Origin of the sequence: Streptococcus sanguinis (assembly GCF_050223295.1) — a bacterium.
In the GTDB taxonomy this organism is placed as follows: domain Bacteria; phylum Bacillota; class Bacilli; order Lactobacillales; family Streptococcaceae; genus Streptococcus; species Streptococcus sanguinis_X.
This window is the reverse complement of sequence record NZ_CP071424.1, coordinates 1,369,004-1,384,875: the sequence shown is the minus strand read 5'-3', so window position 1 is coordinate 1,384,875 and position 15,872 is coordinate 1,369,004. Positions and strand designations below refer to the sequence as shown.

The window sequence follows — 15,872 nt, the reverse complement described above, 5'->3', positions numbered from 1 at the left end:
ATATGTTCTATCAGGCTGAAAAATCAGACAAGTTTAGAGATTTTTAGAATAAATCAATGGAGTAAATAAATGAAGAAATTTGAAATACCAGAGCCTAAAGATTATCAAAATTTTGTCAAACATTACTTAGAAGTGATGAGGGAAGGAAAAGAAGCTCAGGCTTTTCTAGGAACAGAAGTTAAGTATCGTTTTCGACAACGAGATTCTTATGAACTTGATAGTACAGATATTGGGGTATTAATGGAATATTGCTTATATCCTTTGTATGTGGAAGGTGATAGGGATATAGCGCGCAGAACCTTTGCTATCTTGAAAGATTTTAGCTTATCGGTTGACTTAGTCAAATTAGATAAGGTAACTGATTATATTTTTATTCAAAATAGGCGTTTAAGAAGATATACTAGTCTTCCCTTTATCATTGAAACAGATGAATTAGTTAAAAATATTATAGAAAGCATTTCAAAATTATCAGATGGACAGAAGAAAGATTGGTTATACCAAGGGCTGTGTAATGCATTGGAGTGTGATCCAGTATACAGGAAGTGTGATGAAGAAAAGGTGGAGAAAATTCTCAAGGAATTCAAGGAAAAATACTACAATCCCCCTAAGGTAGTAGAAACCATTAAAACAGTTGAGGAAATTGAACTAGACGTTACGAGTATTGATGCGATGGGTGTTTCAGATGACCATCTAGAGTTGTTGTTGATTGATGAAAACAAATGGATAGAGTCATTAGAAGAGGGGCATCTCTTGAAACTTCAAGAAAAACTCAATAACTATATCTACTTCCTCGAAAGTAAGCAGTATGTGGAGCGATATGGTGATAAGTTTGATAAAAAAGTCATCCATATCACATTCCAGTATTCTCCATCTGATAACGGTCTAGCCTTTTTAGCAGTTGTACAGAAGACATTACAGAATACAGATATGAGTTTGAAGGTAGAATTGCCGGAGTAATAAAGAGAGCGAATTCGCTCTCTTTTTTGTGGTATAATTGGACTAGGTTATTAAGACTTTTTTAAACAGGTAAAAATAGCGAACTGCATGTGCCGTCATTGACACAACAGGACATTCATACGACAAATTTTTATCTGCGATTGAACGTCAAGGCTATTATGAAATCAAAAATCCACGTGTCTATAAGCCTGGCACTAATGAAATTGTTCAAGTTGAGGGGATTTTCAGAATAAATCAATGGGGTAAATAAATGCAGACTTATAAATTGAAAAATAAAGAAAATTATAAACACTTTGCCAAACATTATCTAGAAGTGATGAGGGAAGGAAAAGAAGCCGAAGCTTTTCTTGGAAAGGATATTAGGTATCGTTTTCAACAACGAAACTCAATGATAACAGAATACACTGATATTCAGGTGTTGCTAGAATATTGTTTATTCCCTCTATATGTAGAAGGTGATAAAGATATAGAGAGAAGGACATTTGAGATATTAAAAGAGTTCTCTTTAAGTATTGATGAAAAGAAAATATGGCAAGTTACAGAATATTTATTGCTTCAAGATTTCATTCTGGCGGAATATAAGCCTCTTCCTTTTGAAATTGATACAAGAAAAATAGTTCCTCTTATACTTGATACAATAGAAAAACTTCCTAACGTGTTAAAAACTAGTGGATATTATGGTCGATTAATTGGAAATATTAAATCAATTCCTTCTTTCAAGTATTATGAGGTGGAAAAGGTAGAGAAGATCCTTAAGGAATTCAAGGAAAAATACTACAATCCACCTAAAGTGGTAGAACAATAGCAAGCGTCATGGTGGATGTGAGAGTTGTAGAGAATTTTAAATGACTAAACAAGAACTAATAAATTTTATTAATAAACATAAAGATAAAATAGGGGCATTTCATATTGCGCTTGATGAACGATTTGAAGGTCAATTTACTTTGGGATACTATTATGATGATAAGTCTAGGAAGTATAAAGTTTATGAAGTTAATGAACGTCAATGTATCTGGATTAGAGATGAATTTAAAAATGAAAATGATGCAATAGAGCGACTTTTTCGTTTGATAAAAACAACTTTTTGGATAAAAGAAACTCCAATTCTGTCAGACGTTTCAGAAAATGATTGATTAGAAACAGTGATATATTTTTCATTGGGCATACTTATATGAAGGGGAAAAGGTGTATTACCAAATGAATCAAATAAAAGCAAATGGTTTTATCATAACAGAAGAAAATGGGAATTATATAATGTCCTGGATGACAGGAGGTTTTCAAGATAGAGAAGTTAGTTATCCAGTAAGCAAAGAATTAGTAGATAAAGCTTTAAAGTCCGAACAGGATGCTTATGAAGTTGAACTGTTCTTAGAAACCGGAGAATGGGTGACTAAGGAAAGCAATGAAGCGGCTAGACAGAATTATTTTAGGTCATCGCCTGTTCGCGTTTTAGTAAATCCACCATCTATTAAGCGGTTGTTTTCTGAACGAGAATTTATTGAGTTGCTAAAAGAAGCCATCTCTTCAGAACTCAAGCCAACTGAACTTGACGCTATTGGTACAGTTGATAATCATTTGGAGCTTCTTCTAGTGGATCCAGTTGACTGGCAGGAAGAAATAGAGGCAGTCCATCTGGAAATTCTGCAGGAAAAACTCAATAACTATATCTACTTCCTCGAAAGTAAGCAATATGTGGCACGATACGGCGATAAATTTGATAAAAAAGTCATCCATATCACCTTTCAATATTCCCCTTCTGACAACGGTTTGGCCTTTCTCGCTGCTGTTCAGAAAGTATTGCAACCCACAGATATGAGTTTGAAGGTAGAATTGCCAGAGTGAAAAAAACCACAGAAATTACTCTTGAACTTCTGTGGTTTCTTTTTTTACTCTTGATAGGAAACAATGCCGATGATAGTATCGACAGCACGTTCCATGGTTTCTAGGCTGACATATTCGAAGCGGCCATGCATGTTCTCGCCGCCGGCAAAGAGATTAGGTGTCGGGATGCCCATAAAGGAAATTTTAGAGCCATCAGTTCCGCCACGGATAGGCTCGATGATAGGCTGGATATCCAGACTTTCCATGACTGCTTTGGCGATATGGATAGGTGTCATGTCCTTTTCAATGACCTGTTTCATGTTGTAATACTGGTCTTTGAGGGTCAGGATAACGCGCTCGCTGCCCAGCTCTTGGTTCATCTTATCAGCAGTAGCCTGCATAGCAGCTTTGCGATTTTCAAAAGCCTCTGTCTCAAAGTCGCGGATAATGTAGCTAGCTTGAGCTTCTTCGACAGTACCGGTCAGGTTCATCAGGTGGTAGAAGCCTTGGTAGCCCTCGGTCTTCTCTGGCCGGTCGGCTTCTGGCAGCTGATTGTGGAAGTCAATAGCCAGCTGGAGAGCATTGACCATCTGGTCTTTAGCAGTTCCCGGATGGACATTGCGGCCTTGGAAGGTCAGCTCTGCTCCAGCGGCGCTAAAGGTTTCGTACTGGAGTTCTCCTAGAGGTCCGCCATCCACTGTGTAGGCAAAGTCCACATCGAAGTTTTCAGCGTCAAACTTATCAGCTCCGATACCGATTTCTTCATCTGGTCCAAAGCCAACTCGGATTTCTCCGTGCTTGATTTCTGGATGGGTAGACAGGTATTCGATAGCAGTCATGATTTCAGCAATACCTGACTTGTCGTCTGCTCCCAAAAGAGTGGTTCCGTCAGTCGTAATCAGGGTTTGGCCCTTGTATTTATAGAGACTGGCAAAGTCCGCAGGATCTAAGTTAAAGCCAGATTGTCCCAGCGGAATCACACCGCCGTCATAATTCTCAACGACCTGCGGCTGGATGTTTTCCGCGTTGAAGTCTGCCGTATCCATGTGGGAAATAAAACCAATCTTGCGGGTAAAGCTAGGGTCGTTGGCTGGCAGAGTTCCAATCGCAAAGCCGTTGGGCAGGTAGTAGACATTTTCCAAGCCAACCCGCTTCATCTCAGGGATAAGGATATTATTAGCAAAGTCCACCTGACTCTGGGTGCTGGGTGTAGTAGTAGATGTCTCATCTGAGCGCGTGTTGACCTTGACATAGGTCAGGAAACGCTCTAAAAGATTAGGATATTTCATAAATGCTCCTTTTTCATTTCATTTAAATCTATTTTAGCATATTCAGGAGAGAGTGAGAAATGTTTTTCGTTTCTTGAGGACAAAGGTAAAATCTAGCAATTAGTTTTATATCTTGTCAAAATCTGGTAAACTATATCTATGCAAATGGAAAAAACAATCAGCAAAGCTGTGATTTTGGGGGCTTCGGGAGGTATAGGTCGTCAGTTGACTAGGGAGCTGGCTACAAGGACAGACCAGCTGGTCTTGGTTGGCAGAGATGAGGTTGAGCTCACTCAGCTGCAAGAGGACTTGTCTGAAGTTAGAGCCAAGCTTTCCTACAGAGTTTTGGATTTGCTGGATGCGACTGATGTGGAAGATTTTGCTCAGCAGCTAGAGGCTGATCTAGTGATTAATTGCTGCGGTCTGGCTAATTTTGGTCCGGCGCTATCTCTTTCAGAAGCAGATGAAAAGGCTCTCTGGCAGGTCAATTACCAAGCGGCGGTTCGACTGATGAGGCAAATCGTGGAGCGCAATCGCAAGATAAGACTTGTCCAACTTTCCTCTCTGGCAGCCCTTTATCCTCATCCTTATCTGGCGGCTTACAGCTCCAGCAAGGCCGCTTTGCAGACCTACAGCTTAGCCTTGCAAGAAGAGCTGCGCCTCAAAGGCTCTGAAATGACAGTTTGTCTTTATATACTGGGACCGGTTCGGACTTCTATCTTTCCTCCAGAGCTGCAGGATGCTTTGGGTGGTGCTAAATTACAGATGAGCCCGGAGATAGCAGCACGACGCATCATCGGACTGCTCCAGCAAGGCCGTTCCTATGCTATAGTGGGCAAGAGATATCGACTACTGGCTTGGCTCATGAAGTTACTTCCACAAAGATGGATTATCCGTTTGATTGGCGCTTATCTACGAAAGGGGCTTTGATCATGAAATTTATTTTTTCCCTGCTGGCTGCTGCCTATTTGCTTCTCTTTATCTTGCGTTGGCTCTTGTCTTTGGCTTATTTGAAAAAAGGGCAGAGCTCTTCATCGGACTTTCAAGAGGAGCTTTATACGGTGGTTCAGCCCATCCTATCTGGTGATCCTCGTTTGGAAAATGATTTATTAGCCAATCTCCAACAGACTGAAGCAGTTGAGTTTTACTGGCTAATTGATCAGTCTGACCCAGAGGCGCAGCGAGTGGCTGACAAGATTTGTCAAAATCCCTCTTATGCCCAGCGTATTCGCGTTTTTCTCATGGAGGATGTCCCCCAGGGGATTAATCCTAAGAGTTATAAGATTGAGCAGATTATAGATGAGCTGACTCGACCTTATTTGATTGTTCTCGACGACGACAGCGTCATTGATTTTTCAAAAATGGGAGAATTGACAGACTATCTAGGTGAGAATGTTATTTTGACCGGCATTCCCTATAATCAAGAGAGAAGTAATTTCTGGTCCAAGCTAGTAGCTGCTTTTGTCAATGGAAATTCTTTCATTACTTATTTTACCATGGCAGAAGTCAAAGCCAACCACTCAATTAATGGAATGTTCTACATCCTGCCCCTTGAACTTGCTAGGGAGCAAAAACTCTTCACTGCTATAAAAGACTATCTATGTGATGATTTGGCTGTAGCTGATTTTCTGCGCAGCAAGGGAGTGGAGATTATCCAGACGCGGGTGACCTGTAATGTTCGGACTACTATCAAGGATGCCAAGCAATATTTGCTGCAAATGAAGCGTTGGCTGCTTTTTAGCTCCATCTATCTGAAAGAGCACTTGGACTGGAAGGTTATTCTTTTAATTGCTCTGCCTAGTTTTCTGCCCCTTCCTGCCTTGCTCATTAGTTTCTTTCTTGGCTGGCCTTTTGTGCTGCTGGCTTTGCTTTTGCTCTTGATCAAGGCAATTTGGATGCTGGCTTATCGTCGTCATATTCTATCTGGTCGGCCGCATCCTGATGAAGTGCTTTACGAAGTGTTGAATGATTTACTCTTGCCTTGGCTTTTCCTCTATGTCTTGCTTAGTCCGCAGGTGATTAACTGGCGGGGAAGGAAGATTCGAGTGACGGATGGGAAAATTCGCTATGAGTAAGATGAAGCAGTATTTGGATAAGTTGGATGCTCTGTCGCCAGACCAAACCTTGCTAAAATCTAGCAAAGTCTTGCTTTTTCTCAGTGGCAGCAGTCATTTGGAATGCGCTAGTCTGACTGCAGGCCAGCTTGAGTTTCTTGAGCAGATTTGTCCATCGGATTTCTCAGTGGTGGCTAGCAATTTTCCGTTTAACCAGAGATTTGAGCATGGGAGACAAACCCAAGTTTCCTTGTTAACAGCTTCCATTTCCAATATCCGTTACTATTGGCATACTCTCTACAATTCTCGCTTTCAGGAGGCTTTGCAGCGGCACTTGTCTCCTTTACTGAATGCTGAGGAGGCTGTCATTATCTGCAAGAGCTCTGGACTCAATATGCTGACCCAGTGGCTGGAGGGCTTGGGTGAGGAAAATCTGCCGATCAGACTGAGAGTGATTGCGCTGGGGCCTGTTTCACGGAGACTCCTAAATCGCAAGGATATTGACTCGCTGGTCATCAAGGGCAGGAAGGATATTTACAGCAGATGTCTAGATGGCCATCTAGCTGATGTGATAGTGGATAGCAACCATTTTGATTATGAATACAGGGAAGATGTGAAAGGATTAGTTTATGACTGGATTAGAAAAAGTGATAAAGATTGATGTGATTAGTGTGCCATTTAGTGGACATTTGCTGCCTACTTTGACCTTAGTCAAGCCTCTGCTGACGGATCCGCGTTTTCGGATTCGGGTCATCACTGGCTGCCAAAAGAAAGAGCTAGTAGAGGAAATTGGTTTTGATTGTCTGGCCCTCTTTCCAGAAAGACCGACAGTGATGGAAGACATCGCCAATGCTCCGCAGCAAAGCAATCTTCTGATTGCCTATCAGCAGTTTCGGGCCAATTCCAGACTAATTCCAGAAGTTATAGACGAATTAAATAAAATTTGGCGAGAGGATGGTAAACCGGATTTGGTCATAGCGGATTTTGTTGCTTCACCAGCAGGCTTGATTTCTAATCGCTTTGGTATCCCATGGATAACCACGATTCCGAGTCCGGTTGCTATTGAGTGCCGGACGACAACTCCGACCTATTTAGGGGGCTGGAAACCTCATCAGGGTGTCTTGTACAAATTCAGAGATGCTTTAGGCAGGCAAGTTATTCGCTGTGGAAAGAAAATGGCCTTTGCTTTAGTTCGGAAGAGTTTGGGAGACTATCAAGATTTTAAACTCTATAGGGAAGACGGCACAGAAGCTATTTACTCGCCTTACTCTATCTTGGCTTTGGGCATGAAAGAGCTGGAGTTTCGAGATGATTTTCCTAAGCATCTTCGCTGGGTTGGCTACAAATGCCTGTCCTTTGATCGTCTGCCTACAGATCATGAGTCTTATTTTGAGACTGATAAGAAGCGGGTTTTAGTGACTTGCGGAACGCATTTAAAATGGGAGAAGGAGCGCATGGTGGAGCGAGCGAAAAAGCTAAGCAAACTCTACCCAGATTACCTCTTTTACATCACCTTGGGAGAAGCTAGTGGCTTGGGTAATGCTCCGAAGAGACTTGCAGAAAACCTGTTGCTCTTTGACTATCTGCCCTATACCGATATTTTGGACAAGATAGATTTTGCCATTCACCACGCAGGGACGGGTATCATGATGGCCTGTATTGAGCACGAGATTCCCAGTCTCATTTTGCCGCAGGATTATGACCAGTTTGACAATGCCGTTCGTGCTGAGCTAGCCCAAGTAGGGCTGGTAGCTCGTAGAAAGACCGATACAGAAGTGCTTCGCCTTTTTAAGGAATTGACAGATCGCACAGACTGGTCTCAGTTGAAAACTCTTGCTCAGCAAAGTAAAGAATATCAGCCTACAGAGATTCTCTATCAAGAGCTAGGGCGGCTGCTTAAGGTTGATTTATAACTGGAGAATTCAACAAACTATTAAAGCATACTTCCAATATTAAAGTGTCTGAATTATTAAATTTCCCTATTCTTTTCAAGGAATAGGTTTTTTGGTCTATTCAAGTCTTTTTTAAGATGTTAAAATGAAAGTGATTACAAGAAAGTAGTTGGAAAGTCAACTTGACTTTCTCTGAGTGACTGAAGAGGAAAGATGATGAAGAAAGCAATTCTAATGATGACTTTTGGCTCGCCAGAGGAGATTAGCTTTGAGGGAGTGGCTGAATTTTTTACCAACATTCGCCGCGGTGTCAGGCCGCAAGACCATGAAATTCAGACCCTCTATGATAACTATGTCCTCATTGGCGGAACGCCTCTGCAGCGTATCAGTCTAGAAGAGGTGGAAAAGGTCCGTCAGCGTTTATCTGGTGAGTATGCAGTTTATTTTGCCAATAAATTCTCACGTCCTTTTATCACAGATGTGATTGGGCAGATGGAAGAGGATGGTATTGAGGATTGTATCTGTTTGATTCTAGAGCCGCATTTTTCTTACTATTCTGTCATGGGCTATGAGAAGTTTATCCAGAGTGATTCCATCCGCTTTAATATCATTAAGGAATGGTATCAAGAAGAAGCTATTCTTGATTATTGGGCAGAGGAGCTGAGAAAGATTCTTACAGAAGAGGTTAGAGAAGAGACATTCAAGATTTTCTTCTCAGCCCACAGTGTGCCTATTCTGGCCTTGGATTTCGGAGATCCTTACATTGATCAGATCTATGACAATGCCCGTTTGATTGTTGAAAGGTTAGGTCTGACAGAAGAGGATTATCTCAATGTTTGGCAAAGCGAGAGTGACATCGGGCTCCCTTGGATCAAACCTGACGTGCTGGACTACATGCGCCAGCAAGAAACGCATCCGAAGCATTATATTTTTGTGCCGATTAGTTTTATCAGTGAGCATATAGAGGTCCTTTTTGACAATGACGTGGAGTGTAAGGAACTTTGCGAAGATCTGGGAGTTGCCTATCATAGACCGCCTATGCCCAATGCAGATGACCGTTTAATTGACGCCCTGATTCAAACTATCCGCCGCCATGAGCATAAACCCTTCAAAGAATGTTTTCCAGAAGAAGAAACTTTCGATGAATTGCAGCCGTCGGAGGAGAGCAGCCAGATTCTTGCAGAGGATGTAGAGCTGAAAATGCCAGATTTCGTCAAGAAGCTAATTGAGAAAAAGGGGCGCGAGAATGTTAAGATGCCGTATTTTGTCAAGAAAATGCTGGAGAAAGCAGGAAAGCTGCCCAAGAGTTGATTGTTCATATTCGTTGATGAGTTTATAGGATCATTCTAGAAGGAGAAAACCGTGAGACTTTGGCACCAAGATTTGATTGAAAAACTTCCGCGCCAGCAGCTTTTAGGCCAGCACCGAGAGTGTGCAGCCTTACGTGGACGAGGTTGGGGCAAGCCGCATGCGACGGTCAACTATGTTTTTGAGCACAGTCCTTATTTCCTCTATGCTTATCATCTCTTGATTATGGAGGAGATGCAAAAGCGGGGCTATCAGCCGGATCCACTTTGGCTGGACAAGGACTATCGTGGCAAGACTTGTCCACCTTACCAGCAGTTGCCAGCTGAGGAGCTAGAACATCCCATTTATCCGGAGCATGACGCAGCCTATCTGCAAGGATGCTTGGAAAATCTGAAAGAGAAAGGAATAGAAATTTTCTGATTTCCAAGTACCAAGACGGCATAGTGTTAAGGTTATAGAACAACAAAAAGGAAGATATAGTGCTCTTCCTTTTTGACTTTTATGAGTTCAAAATAAACTTCTCGATAGCTGTAGCGACCCCATTTTCTTCACAGCTGTCTGTGACGGCATCGGCTAGGCTTTTGACATGGTCTGAAGCATTGCCCATGGCTACACCGAGGCCAGCATATTCCAGCATTTCGATGTCGTTGTTAGCATCTCCGATTGCCATGATTTCCTGAGGATTGACGTCCAATTGTTTAGCCAATCGCTCTAGGGCAAAGGCTTTGGTTACACCAGATGGCATGGCCTCGTAAATGACCGGCTGGGAGCGAACACCGCTGAAACTCTGGCAGATTTCTTGGCCAAAGTCAGCTTCAAAAGCATCTACTTGCTCTTGGCTGCCTAAAAACATAGCTTGAAACATTCTGTGTTTACCGCTGCAAGCCTCTTCTAGGCTAATCTCGGTTGGAGTGGTGAATACTAAGCTAGCATCATTCACGACATAGGAACTGGCTTTTTCTCCAACGACGAAATAATGCTCTTCATCAAAGAGAGTCAGCTGGACAGGGCTATTTTCAGACAGACTATAGAGATAGCGAATATCCTGGCCGCTCAGCTCTTGCCAGTCCACCAGACTCCAGTCGCTGGTCTGATGTGTAGCGCAGCCATTGTCCACGATGACATATTCGTTTTCATGTGCAAGGCCTAGCTTGCCATAATAAGGCTTGACGCCGACCAAGGGACGACCTGTGCAAAGAACCAATTTGACCCCTTTCTCAATAGCTCGGTGCAGAGCTTCAATGTTAGCTTGGGGGATTTCTTTTTTGCTGTTGAGTAAGGTGCCGTCCATATCAAGTGCAAGAATTTTAATCATAAAGTGTCTCCAAAATTATTCTCTGACTAGTATAGCATAATTTATAGAGAAAGTCCGAGTCTATAGGAAAAATCACTGGTCTTGTGTTATAATAAATAGAATACCCTAAAAGGATGAGAAAAATGAATTTAGAAGATTTGAAAAAACGTCAGGAGAAGATCCGCAATTTCTCCATCATTGCCCACATTGACCACGGGAAATCAACCTTGGCTGACCGGATTTTGGAGGCGACGGAGACGGTTTCTAGTCGGGAAATGCAGGCCCAACTCTTGGATAGCATGGACTTGGAACGGGAGCGCGGTATCACCATTAAGCTCAATGCTATCGAGCTCAATTATACTGCCAAGGACGGCGAAACCTATATCTTCCACTTGATTGACACGCCGGGACACGTGGACTTTACCTATGAGGTATCGCGGTCGCTAGCGGCCTGTGAAGGGGCGATTCTGGTCGTGGATGCGGCTCAGGGAATTGAAGCTCAGACCTTGGCGAATGTCTATCTAGCGCTGGACAATGACTTGGAAATCCTGCCAGTTATCAATAAGATTGACCTTCCAGCTGCGGACCCAGAGCGGGTGCGGACAGAAATTGAAGACGTGATTGGGTTGGATGCAAGCGAAGCCGTGTTGGCTTCTGCCAAGGCTGGCATCGGAATTGAGGAAATTTTAGAGCAGATTGTGGAGAAAGTTCCAGCACCGACTGGAAATGTTGAAGCACCACTAAAAGCCTTGATTTTTGACTCAGTCTACGATGCCTATCGTGGGGTAATCCTGCAAGTACGGGTTATGGACGGTGTGGTCAAGCCAGGAGATACCATTCAGCTCATGAGTAACGGTAAAACCTTTGACGTGACTGAGGTCGGAATCTTTACGCCTAAGGCTATTGGCCGCGATTTCCTAGCAACAGGGGATGTTGGTTATATCGCAGCCTCTATCAAGACTGTACAGGATACCCGGGTCGGGGATACAGTGACCTTGGCGGACAATCCAGCAGCAGAGCCACTGGCTGGCTACAAGCAGATGAATCCTATGGTCTTCGCTGGTCTCTATCCGATTGAGTCCAATAAATACAATGACCTGCGCGAGGCGCTTGAAAAGCTCCAGCTAAACGATGCCAGTCTGCAGTTTGAGCCAGAAACATCGCAGGCGTTAGGATTTGGTTTCCGTTGTGGCTTCTTGGGCTTGCTGCACATGGATGTTATTCAGGAGCGTTTGGAGCGTGAGTTTAATATTGATTTAATCATGACGGCTCCGTCGGTTATCTATAAGGTCAATATGACGGACGGTGCCTCCCTTGATGTGTCCAATCCGAGCGAGTTTCCAGACCCAACGAAGATTGACTCTATTGAGGAGCCTTATGTTAAGGCGCAGATTATGGTGCCCCAGGAATTTGTCGGAGCTGTGATGGAGTTGGCTCAGCGCAAACGCGGTGACTTTGTGACCATGGACTATATCGATGATAATCGGGTCAATGTCATCTATCAGATCCCGCTTGCTGAAATCGTCTTTGACTTCTTTGACAAGCTCAAGTCCTCTACTCGTGGCTATGCTAGCTTTGACTACGAAATCTCTGAGTATCGCTCGTCCAAGCTGGTTAAGATGGATATTCTCCTCAATGGCGACAAGGTTGATGCTCTCAGCTTCATTGTTCACAAGGAATTTGCTTATGAGCGCGGTAAGCTGATTGTAGACAAGCTCAAGAAAATCATTCCTCGTCAGCAGTTTGAAGTACCTATTCAAGCCGCTATCGGACAGAAAATCGTGGCTCGGACAGACATCAAGGCCTTGCGTAAGAATGTCTTGGCCAAGTGTTATGGTGGTGACGTTTCTCGGAAGCGCAAACTCCTAGAAAAACAAAAAGCTGGTAAAAAACGGATGAAAGCTATCGGCTCTGTCGAAGTCCCACAAGAAGCCTTCCTCAGTGTTTTGAGTATGGATGAGGAATAAAGTCTTATCTCTCTAGGTAATATATCCCAAAAGGAGAAAATCATGAAACGATCGTATCTGCTTGGAGCAGTTCTGGTACTAACTTCACTTACTCTTACATCGTGTGCCAATTCTGGACAAAAGCCTGGTCAATCTAGTTCTTCAACCAGTTCCAGTGCACAAGTGAAAAAGAATTCTTCAAATTCTTCTTCTAAAAGAAGCAAGAACAAAACCAATCAAGAAACAAAACGTGTTGGTTCTCCAGAGTTTGGTTATATCGATATCCCAAGTAAATGGATTAAATTTTTTGATGCAGAGGTTGAGGGACTTATCCAATATACCGACGGTTCTGCTTATAATATCGTTACCATGAATGCTGTTTCTAAGGCAGAAGCTGAAGTAGCAGATGGTGAGATTTTCAATGCAGAAACAATTGCTCAACATGTAGCCTATAATTGGAGTCAAAAAGATAATATTGAGAAGATGTGGGGCTCTAAAAGTACTGTCTCAGGAATAGAAGCCTTTCAAATAAACATCATTCTGAAATCGGGACAACTTGCTAATACATTGGTTTTCCAAAAAGATGACAAAGTCTATATACTATCCTTTGAAGGCGACGAAGAAACTCTTGATGATTTCACTACAAACATGAAAGATACTTGGAGTCTTGATAGCAAGGGAGCAGTCAGCGAATAATAGTTTAAAAAAACAAGAGGCCTATTTATTAAGTCTCTTGTTTTTTCAGTGTAGAAGTTAATTATGTTTCACAAAAAAAGATTGTATCTAATCAAAAAATGTTCGACTACTATCAAATCTAAGTAAAAAGACTTACAAAAATTTGTAGGTCTTTTCTTGAAATCCGAACGTTAGGAAATCTTTTTTAGATTTTACTTGACATTTTCTGAAATAGGAATATGATAAAATGTGAACACTGTATAAGACAAACCTTGTGCGTGTTCGAAAATAATAGAGCGTTGCATCCGTAAGTCAATTTGACACGGCTCTTAAAAAACAAAAGGAGAAAGAATGAATACTTATATCCAAAAGAAAATCGCAAACATGAAGCTGACGCTTTCTGAAATGTCTGGTGGCTACAAACGAATGGTGACTAGCATGAAGAAGCTCGGCTTTTCTGGTACCTTGAAACTTATCTGGGACGATTTGTTTGCTCATCGCAGCCTAGGTCAATGGTTTTATCTCTTGATTCTAGGGAGTTTTCCGCTCTGGCTGGAGCTGATATATGAACATCGTATCGTGGATTGGACAGGGATGATTTGCAGTCTGACTGGGATTATCTGTGTGATCTTCGTATCTGAAGGACGGGCTAGCAATTACCTCTTTGGTTTGATTAACTCTGTGATTTACTTGATTTTGGCTTTGCAGAAAGGCTTCTATGGCGAGGTCCTGACGACTCTTTACTTTACCATCATGCAGCCAATTGGACTCTTAGTGTGGATTTACCAAGGTCAGTTCAAAAAAGAAAAGCAAGAGTTTGTTGCTCGTAAGCTAGATGCTAAAGGATGGACAAAATATCTATCACTCAGTGTGCTTTGGTGGTTGGTCTTTGGCTTGATTTATCAGTCTGTGGGTGCCAATCGTCCTTATCGAGATTCAATCACGGATGCGACAAATGGTGTAGGGCAAATCCTGATGACGGCTGTTTATCGCGAACAGTGGATTTTCTGGGCAGCGACCAATATTTTTTCTATCTACCTTTGGTGGGGTGAAAGTCTTCAGATTCAAGGGAAATATTTGATCTATTTAATCAACAGCTTGGTCGGATGGTACCAGTGGAATAAGGCTGCTAAAAAGGCATAGTACTATAAACGGAAAAGAAATCGGATGTGACAATGTCTCTCTTTCCTTTCGTCCTAAAAATATGGTAAACTAGTATTAGTAAAATTTATTAGATTTAGGAAGGAATGACCATGAAAAAGAAGTACTTTCTGCTCTCCCTGACTATCTTAGCCGGTCTCTCTCTGTCTTCCTGTAGCCTCATCAAGAGTTATAGCAGTCGGAAAGCATCTGATTCTTCCAGTCGAGTTTCCCTGAGAGATGACAGCGATACAAGTAGTAGCAGTCGTAAAGAAAAAGATTCGTCAAAGACTACTGGTACGCAGCGGGTTGGCTCTGATGATTATGGCTATATTAGTATTCCTGATAATTGGATTAAGTTTACAGACGTAGATGGTGGCGACAGCGTCCAGTATACGGATGGAAGTGGCTATAACATTGTCACGATGAACGCTTATACAAAAGAAAAAGCTAACATTGGAGAAGGTGAAGAATTCAACGCTGAAACCATTGCCCAACGGATTGCCTACCACTGGAAGGATAATAAGGAAGTTGATGATTTTTGGGGAGCAAAGAGTACCGTAGCTGGAAATGAAGCCTTTCAGATTAATGTTGTTTTAAAATCCACTCAAAACCTAACGGTTTGGGTCTTCAAACAAGGCGATAAGGTCTATATGATGTCCTTTGAAGGCGATGAAGACACTCTGTATGAATTTATCCCCTATATTGAAGATACATGGAGCGTCAGCAAGGACGGTGGAAAAAGCATCTAGCGACAGCATTTGATGATAGCTCTCTAAGTTTATAAAAAGCAAATCTGGGACTTATTCTCAGATTTTTTTGTGAGATGGAATATATCATATTCTTTGAGTTTGATAAGATTTAAGAAGGCTCATTTTATGATATAATAAAAAGAATTTGAATACAGAAAGAAAAATATATGACCCAAGAAATCGACCTTGAAAAGTACCATCAGCTAGCTTTGCAGAAGCAGAAAGAGCATCGAAAATTTTTAGCCAGTCTCAAGAAAAAGCCACCAAAAAACCTAGATAAGATTGCTCAGCAAATCCATGATGAGGTTTTTGAGGAGATTGACTGTACAGCCTGTGCCAATTGCTGTAAGACGCTGGGACCAGACTTTAAGGAAGCCGATATTGTCCGTATTGCCAAGTATTTCAAGATGAAGCTGCCGGCTTTTGAAGAGGAGTTTCTACAGGTGGACGAAGACGGTGACAAGGTTTTCAAATCTATGCCTTGTCCTTTTTTAGGTGGAGACAATCTCTGCTCGATCTACGATGTCCGTCCAAAGGCTTGTCGAGAGTTCCCTCATACAGACCGCAAGAAGATTCATCAGATTAATCATCTAACAATCAAAAACACCCTGACTTGCCCAGCGGCTTATCTTTTTGTGGAGAAGCTGCGGGATAGGTTGTAACATCCCCCTCTAAATCTTGTACAAAAATTCTAGGGCGGAAGTATCTTAGATCTGTTAGACTATAGTTAGAATTGAACATGGCCTAAAAGTTGTGTGAAAAAGA

Annotated in this window: 17 protein-coding genes; 15 read left to right on the top strand and 2 right to left on the bottom strand. The window is 42.2% G+C overall.

Annotated elements, in window-relative coordinates; all coding sequences use genetic code 11:
• The first annotated feature begins 69 nt into the window (after positions 1–69).
• The 4 genes from ifs to J1C77_RS06760 all read left to right on the top strand — a co-directional run bounded on the left by ifs (position 70) and on the right by J1C77_RS06760 (position 2,799).
• Complete coding sequence (gene ifs, locus J1C77_RS06775) at positions 70–957, top strand: NAD glycohydrolase inhibitor (RefSeq protein ID WP_002920988.1); 888 nt, start codon at positions 70–72, stop codon at positions 955–957.
• 250 nt (positions 958–1,207) lie between these two features.
• Positions 1,208–1,762, top strand: coding sequence for an NAD glycohydrolase inhibitor (locus J1C77_RS06770; protein WP_002920989.1), 555 nt, complete (start codon positions 1,208–1,210; stop codon positions 1,760–1,762).
• Positions 1,763–1,802: 40 nt separating this feature from the next.
• Positions 1,803–2,090, top strand: a complete 288-nt coding sequence (locus J1C77_RS06765) for a hypothetical protein (RefSeq protein ID WP_002913511.1) — start codon at positions 1,803–1,805, stop codon at positions 2,088–2,090.
• 64 nt (positions 2,091–2,154) lie between these two features.
• Positions 2,155–2,799, top strand: a complete 645-nt coding sequence (locus J1C77_RS06760) for a DUF6572 domain-containing protein (protein WP_002920990.1) — start codon at positions 2,155–2,157, stop codon at positions 2,797–2,799.
• Between the two features lie 44 nt (positions 2,800–2,843).
• On the opposite strand, the gene pepT is transcribed toward J1C77_RS06760, so the two are convergent.
• Positions 2,844–4,067 carry a peptidase T gene (gene pepT / locus J1C77_RS06755; protein WP_002920991.1) on the bottom strand — a complete coding sequence of 408 codons (1,224 nt, stop codon included), beginning with the start codon at positions 4,065–4,067 and terminating at the stop codon, positions 2,844–2,846.
• 138 nt (positions 4,068–4,205) lie between these two features.
• On the opposite strand from pepT, the gene J1C77_RS06750 reads away from it, so the two are divergent.
• From J1C77_RS06750 to J1C77_RS06725, 6 genes are all read left to right on the top strand, one after another.
• The gene (locus tag J1C77_RS06750; RefSeq protein ID WP_002920992.1) at positions 4,206–4,976 is read left to right on the top strand and encodes an SDR family NAD(P)-dependent oxidoreductase; all 771 of its coding nucleotides are present in this window, start codon (positions 4,206–4,208) and stop codon (positions 4,974–4,976) included.
• 2 nt (positions 4,977–4,978) lie between these two features.
• A complete protein-coding gene (locus tag J1C77_RS06745) occupies positions 4,979–6,121 on the top strand; it encodes a glycosyltransferase (RefSeq protein ID WP_002920994.1) in 1,143 nt (380 codons plus the stop codon).
• Positions 6,114–6,761: a hypothetical protein gene (locus J1C77_RS06740; protein WP_042763184.1), complete on the top strand. Its 648-nt coding sequence runs from the start codon at positions 6,114–6,116 to the stop codon at positions 6,759–6,761. Before J1C77_RS06745 ends, J1C77_RS06740 begins: the two co-directional genes overlap by 8 nt.
• Positions 6,730–8,013 (top strand): glycosyltransferase, encoded by a 1,284-nt coding sequence (locus tag J1C77_RS06735; protein ID WP_002920997.1) that lies wholly within the window; start codon positions 6,730–6,732, stop codon positions 8,011–8,013. Before J1C77_RS06740 ends, J1C77_RS06735 begins: the two co-directional genes overlap by 32 nt.
• Before the next feature lie 195 nt (positions 8,014–8,208).
• Positions 8,209–9,303: a ferrochelatase gene (gene hemH / locus J1C77_RS06730; protein WP_042762834.1), complete on the top strand. Its 1,095-nt coding sequence runs from the start codon at positions 8,209–8,211 to the stop codon at positions 9,301–9,303.
• A gap of 51 nt (positions 9,304–9,354) precedes the next feature.
• Positions 9,355–9,720 (top strand): TIGR02328 family protein, encoded by a 366-nt coding sequence (locus J1C77_RS06725; protein ID WP_002921000.1) that lies wholly within the window; start codon positions 9,355–9,357, stop codon positions 9,718–9,720.
• A 79-nt stretch (positions 9,721–9,799) separates the two neighbouring features.
• On the opposite strand, the gene J1C77_RS06720 is transcribed toward J1C77_RS06725, so the two are convergent.
• A complete protein-coding gene (locus J1C77_RS06720) occupies positions 9,800–10,615 on the bottom strand; it encodes a Cof-type HAD-IIB family hydrolase (protein WP_002921002.1) in 816 nt (271 codons plus the stop codon).
• 122 nt (positions 10,616–10,737) lie between these two features.
• Between J1C77_RS06720 and lepA the strand changes: the two genes are divergently transcribed.
• The 5 genes from lepA (at position 10,738) to J1C77_RS06695 (ending at position 15,769) form a co-directional block, all read left to right on the top strand.
• Positions 10,738–12,561, top strand: a complete 1,824-nt coding sequence (gene lepA, locus J1C77_RS06715; protein ID WP_032915898.1) for a translation elongation factor 4 — start codon at positions 10,738–10,740, stop codon at positions 12,559–12,561.
• A 42-nt stretch (positions 12,562–12,603) separates the two neighbouring features.
• Complete coding sequence (locus J1C77_RS06710; protein ID WP_002921003.1) at positions 12,604–13,236, top strand: hypothetical protein; 633 nt, start codon at positions 12,604–12,606, stop codon at positions 13,234–13,236.
• A 330-nt stretch (positions 13,237–13,566) separates the two neighbouring features.
• Entirely contained in the window at positions 13,567–14,358 is a 792-nt protein-coding gene (pnuC, locus tag J1C77_RS06705; protein ID WP_002900207.1) for a nicotinamide riboside transporter PnuC, read from the top strand.
• Positions 14,359–14,462: 104 nt separating this feature from the next.
• Positions 14,463–15,107, top strand: a complete 645-nt coding sequence (locus tag J1C77_RS06700; RefSeq protein ID WP_002921004.1) for a hypothetical protein — start codon at positions 14,463–14,465, stop codon at positions 15,105–15,107.
• Positions 15,108–15,274: 167 nt separating this feature from the next.
• The gene (locus tag J1C77_RS06695; RefSeq protein ID WP_002909597.1) at positions 15,275–15,769 is read left to right on the top strand and encodes a YkgJ family cysteine cluster protein; all 495 of its coding nucleotides are present in this window, start codon (positions 15,275–15,277) and stop codon (positions 15,767–15,769) included.
• The last annotated feature ends 103 nt before the right edge of the window (positions 15,770–15,872 follow it).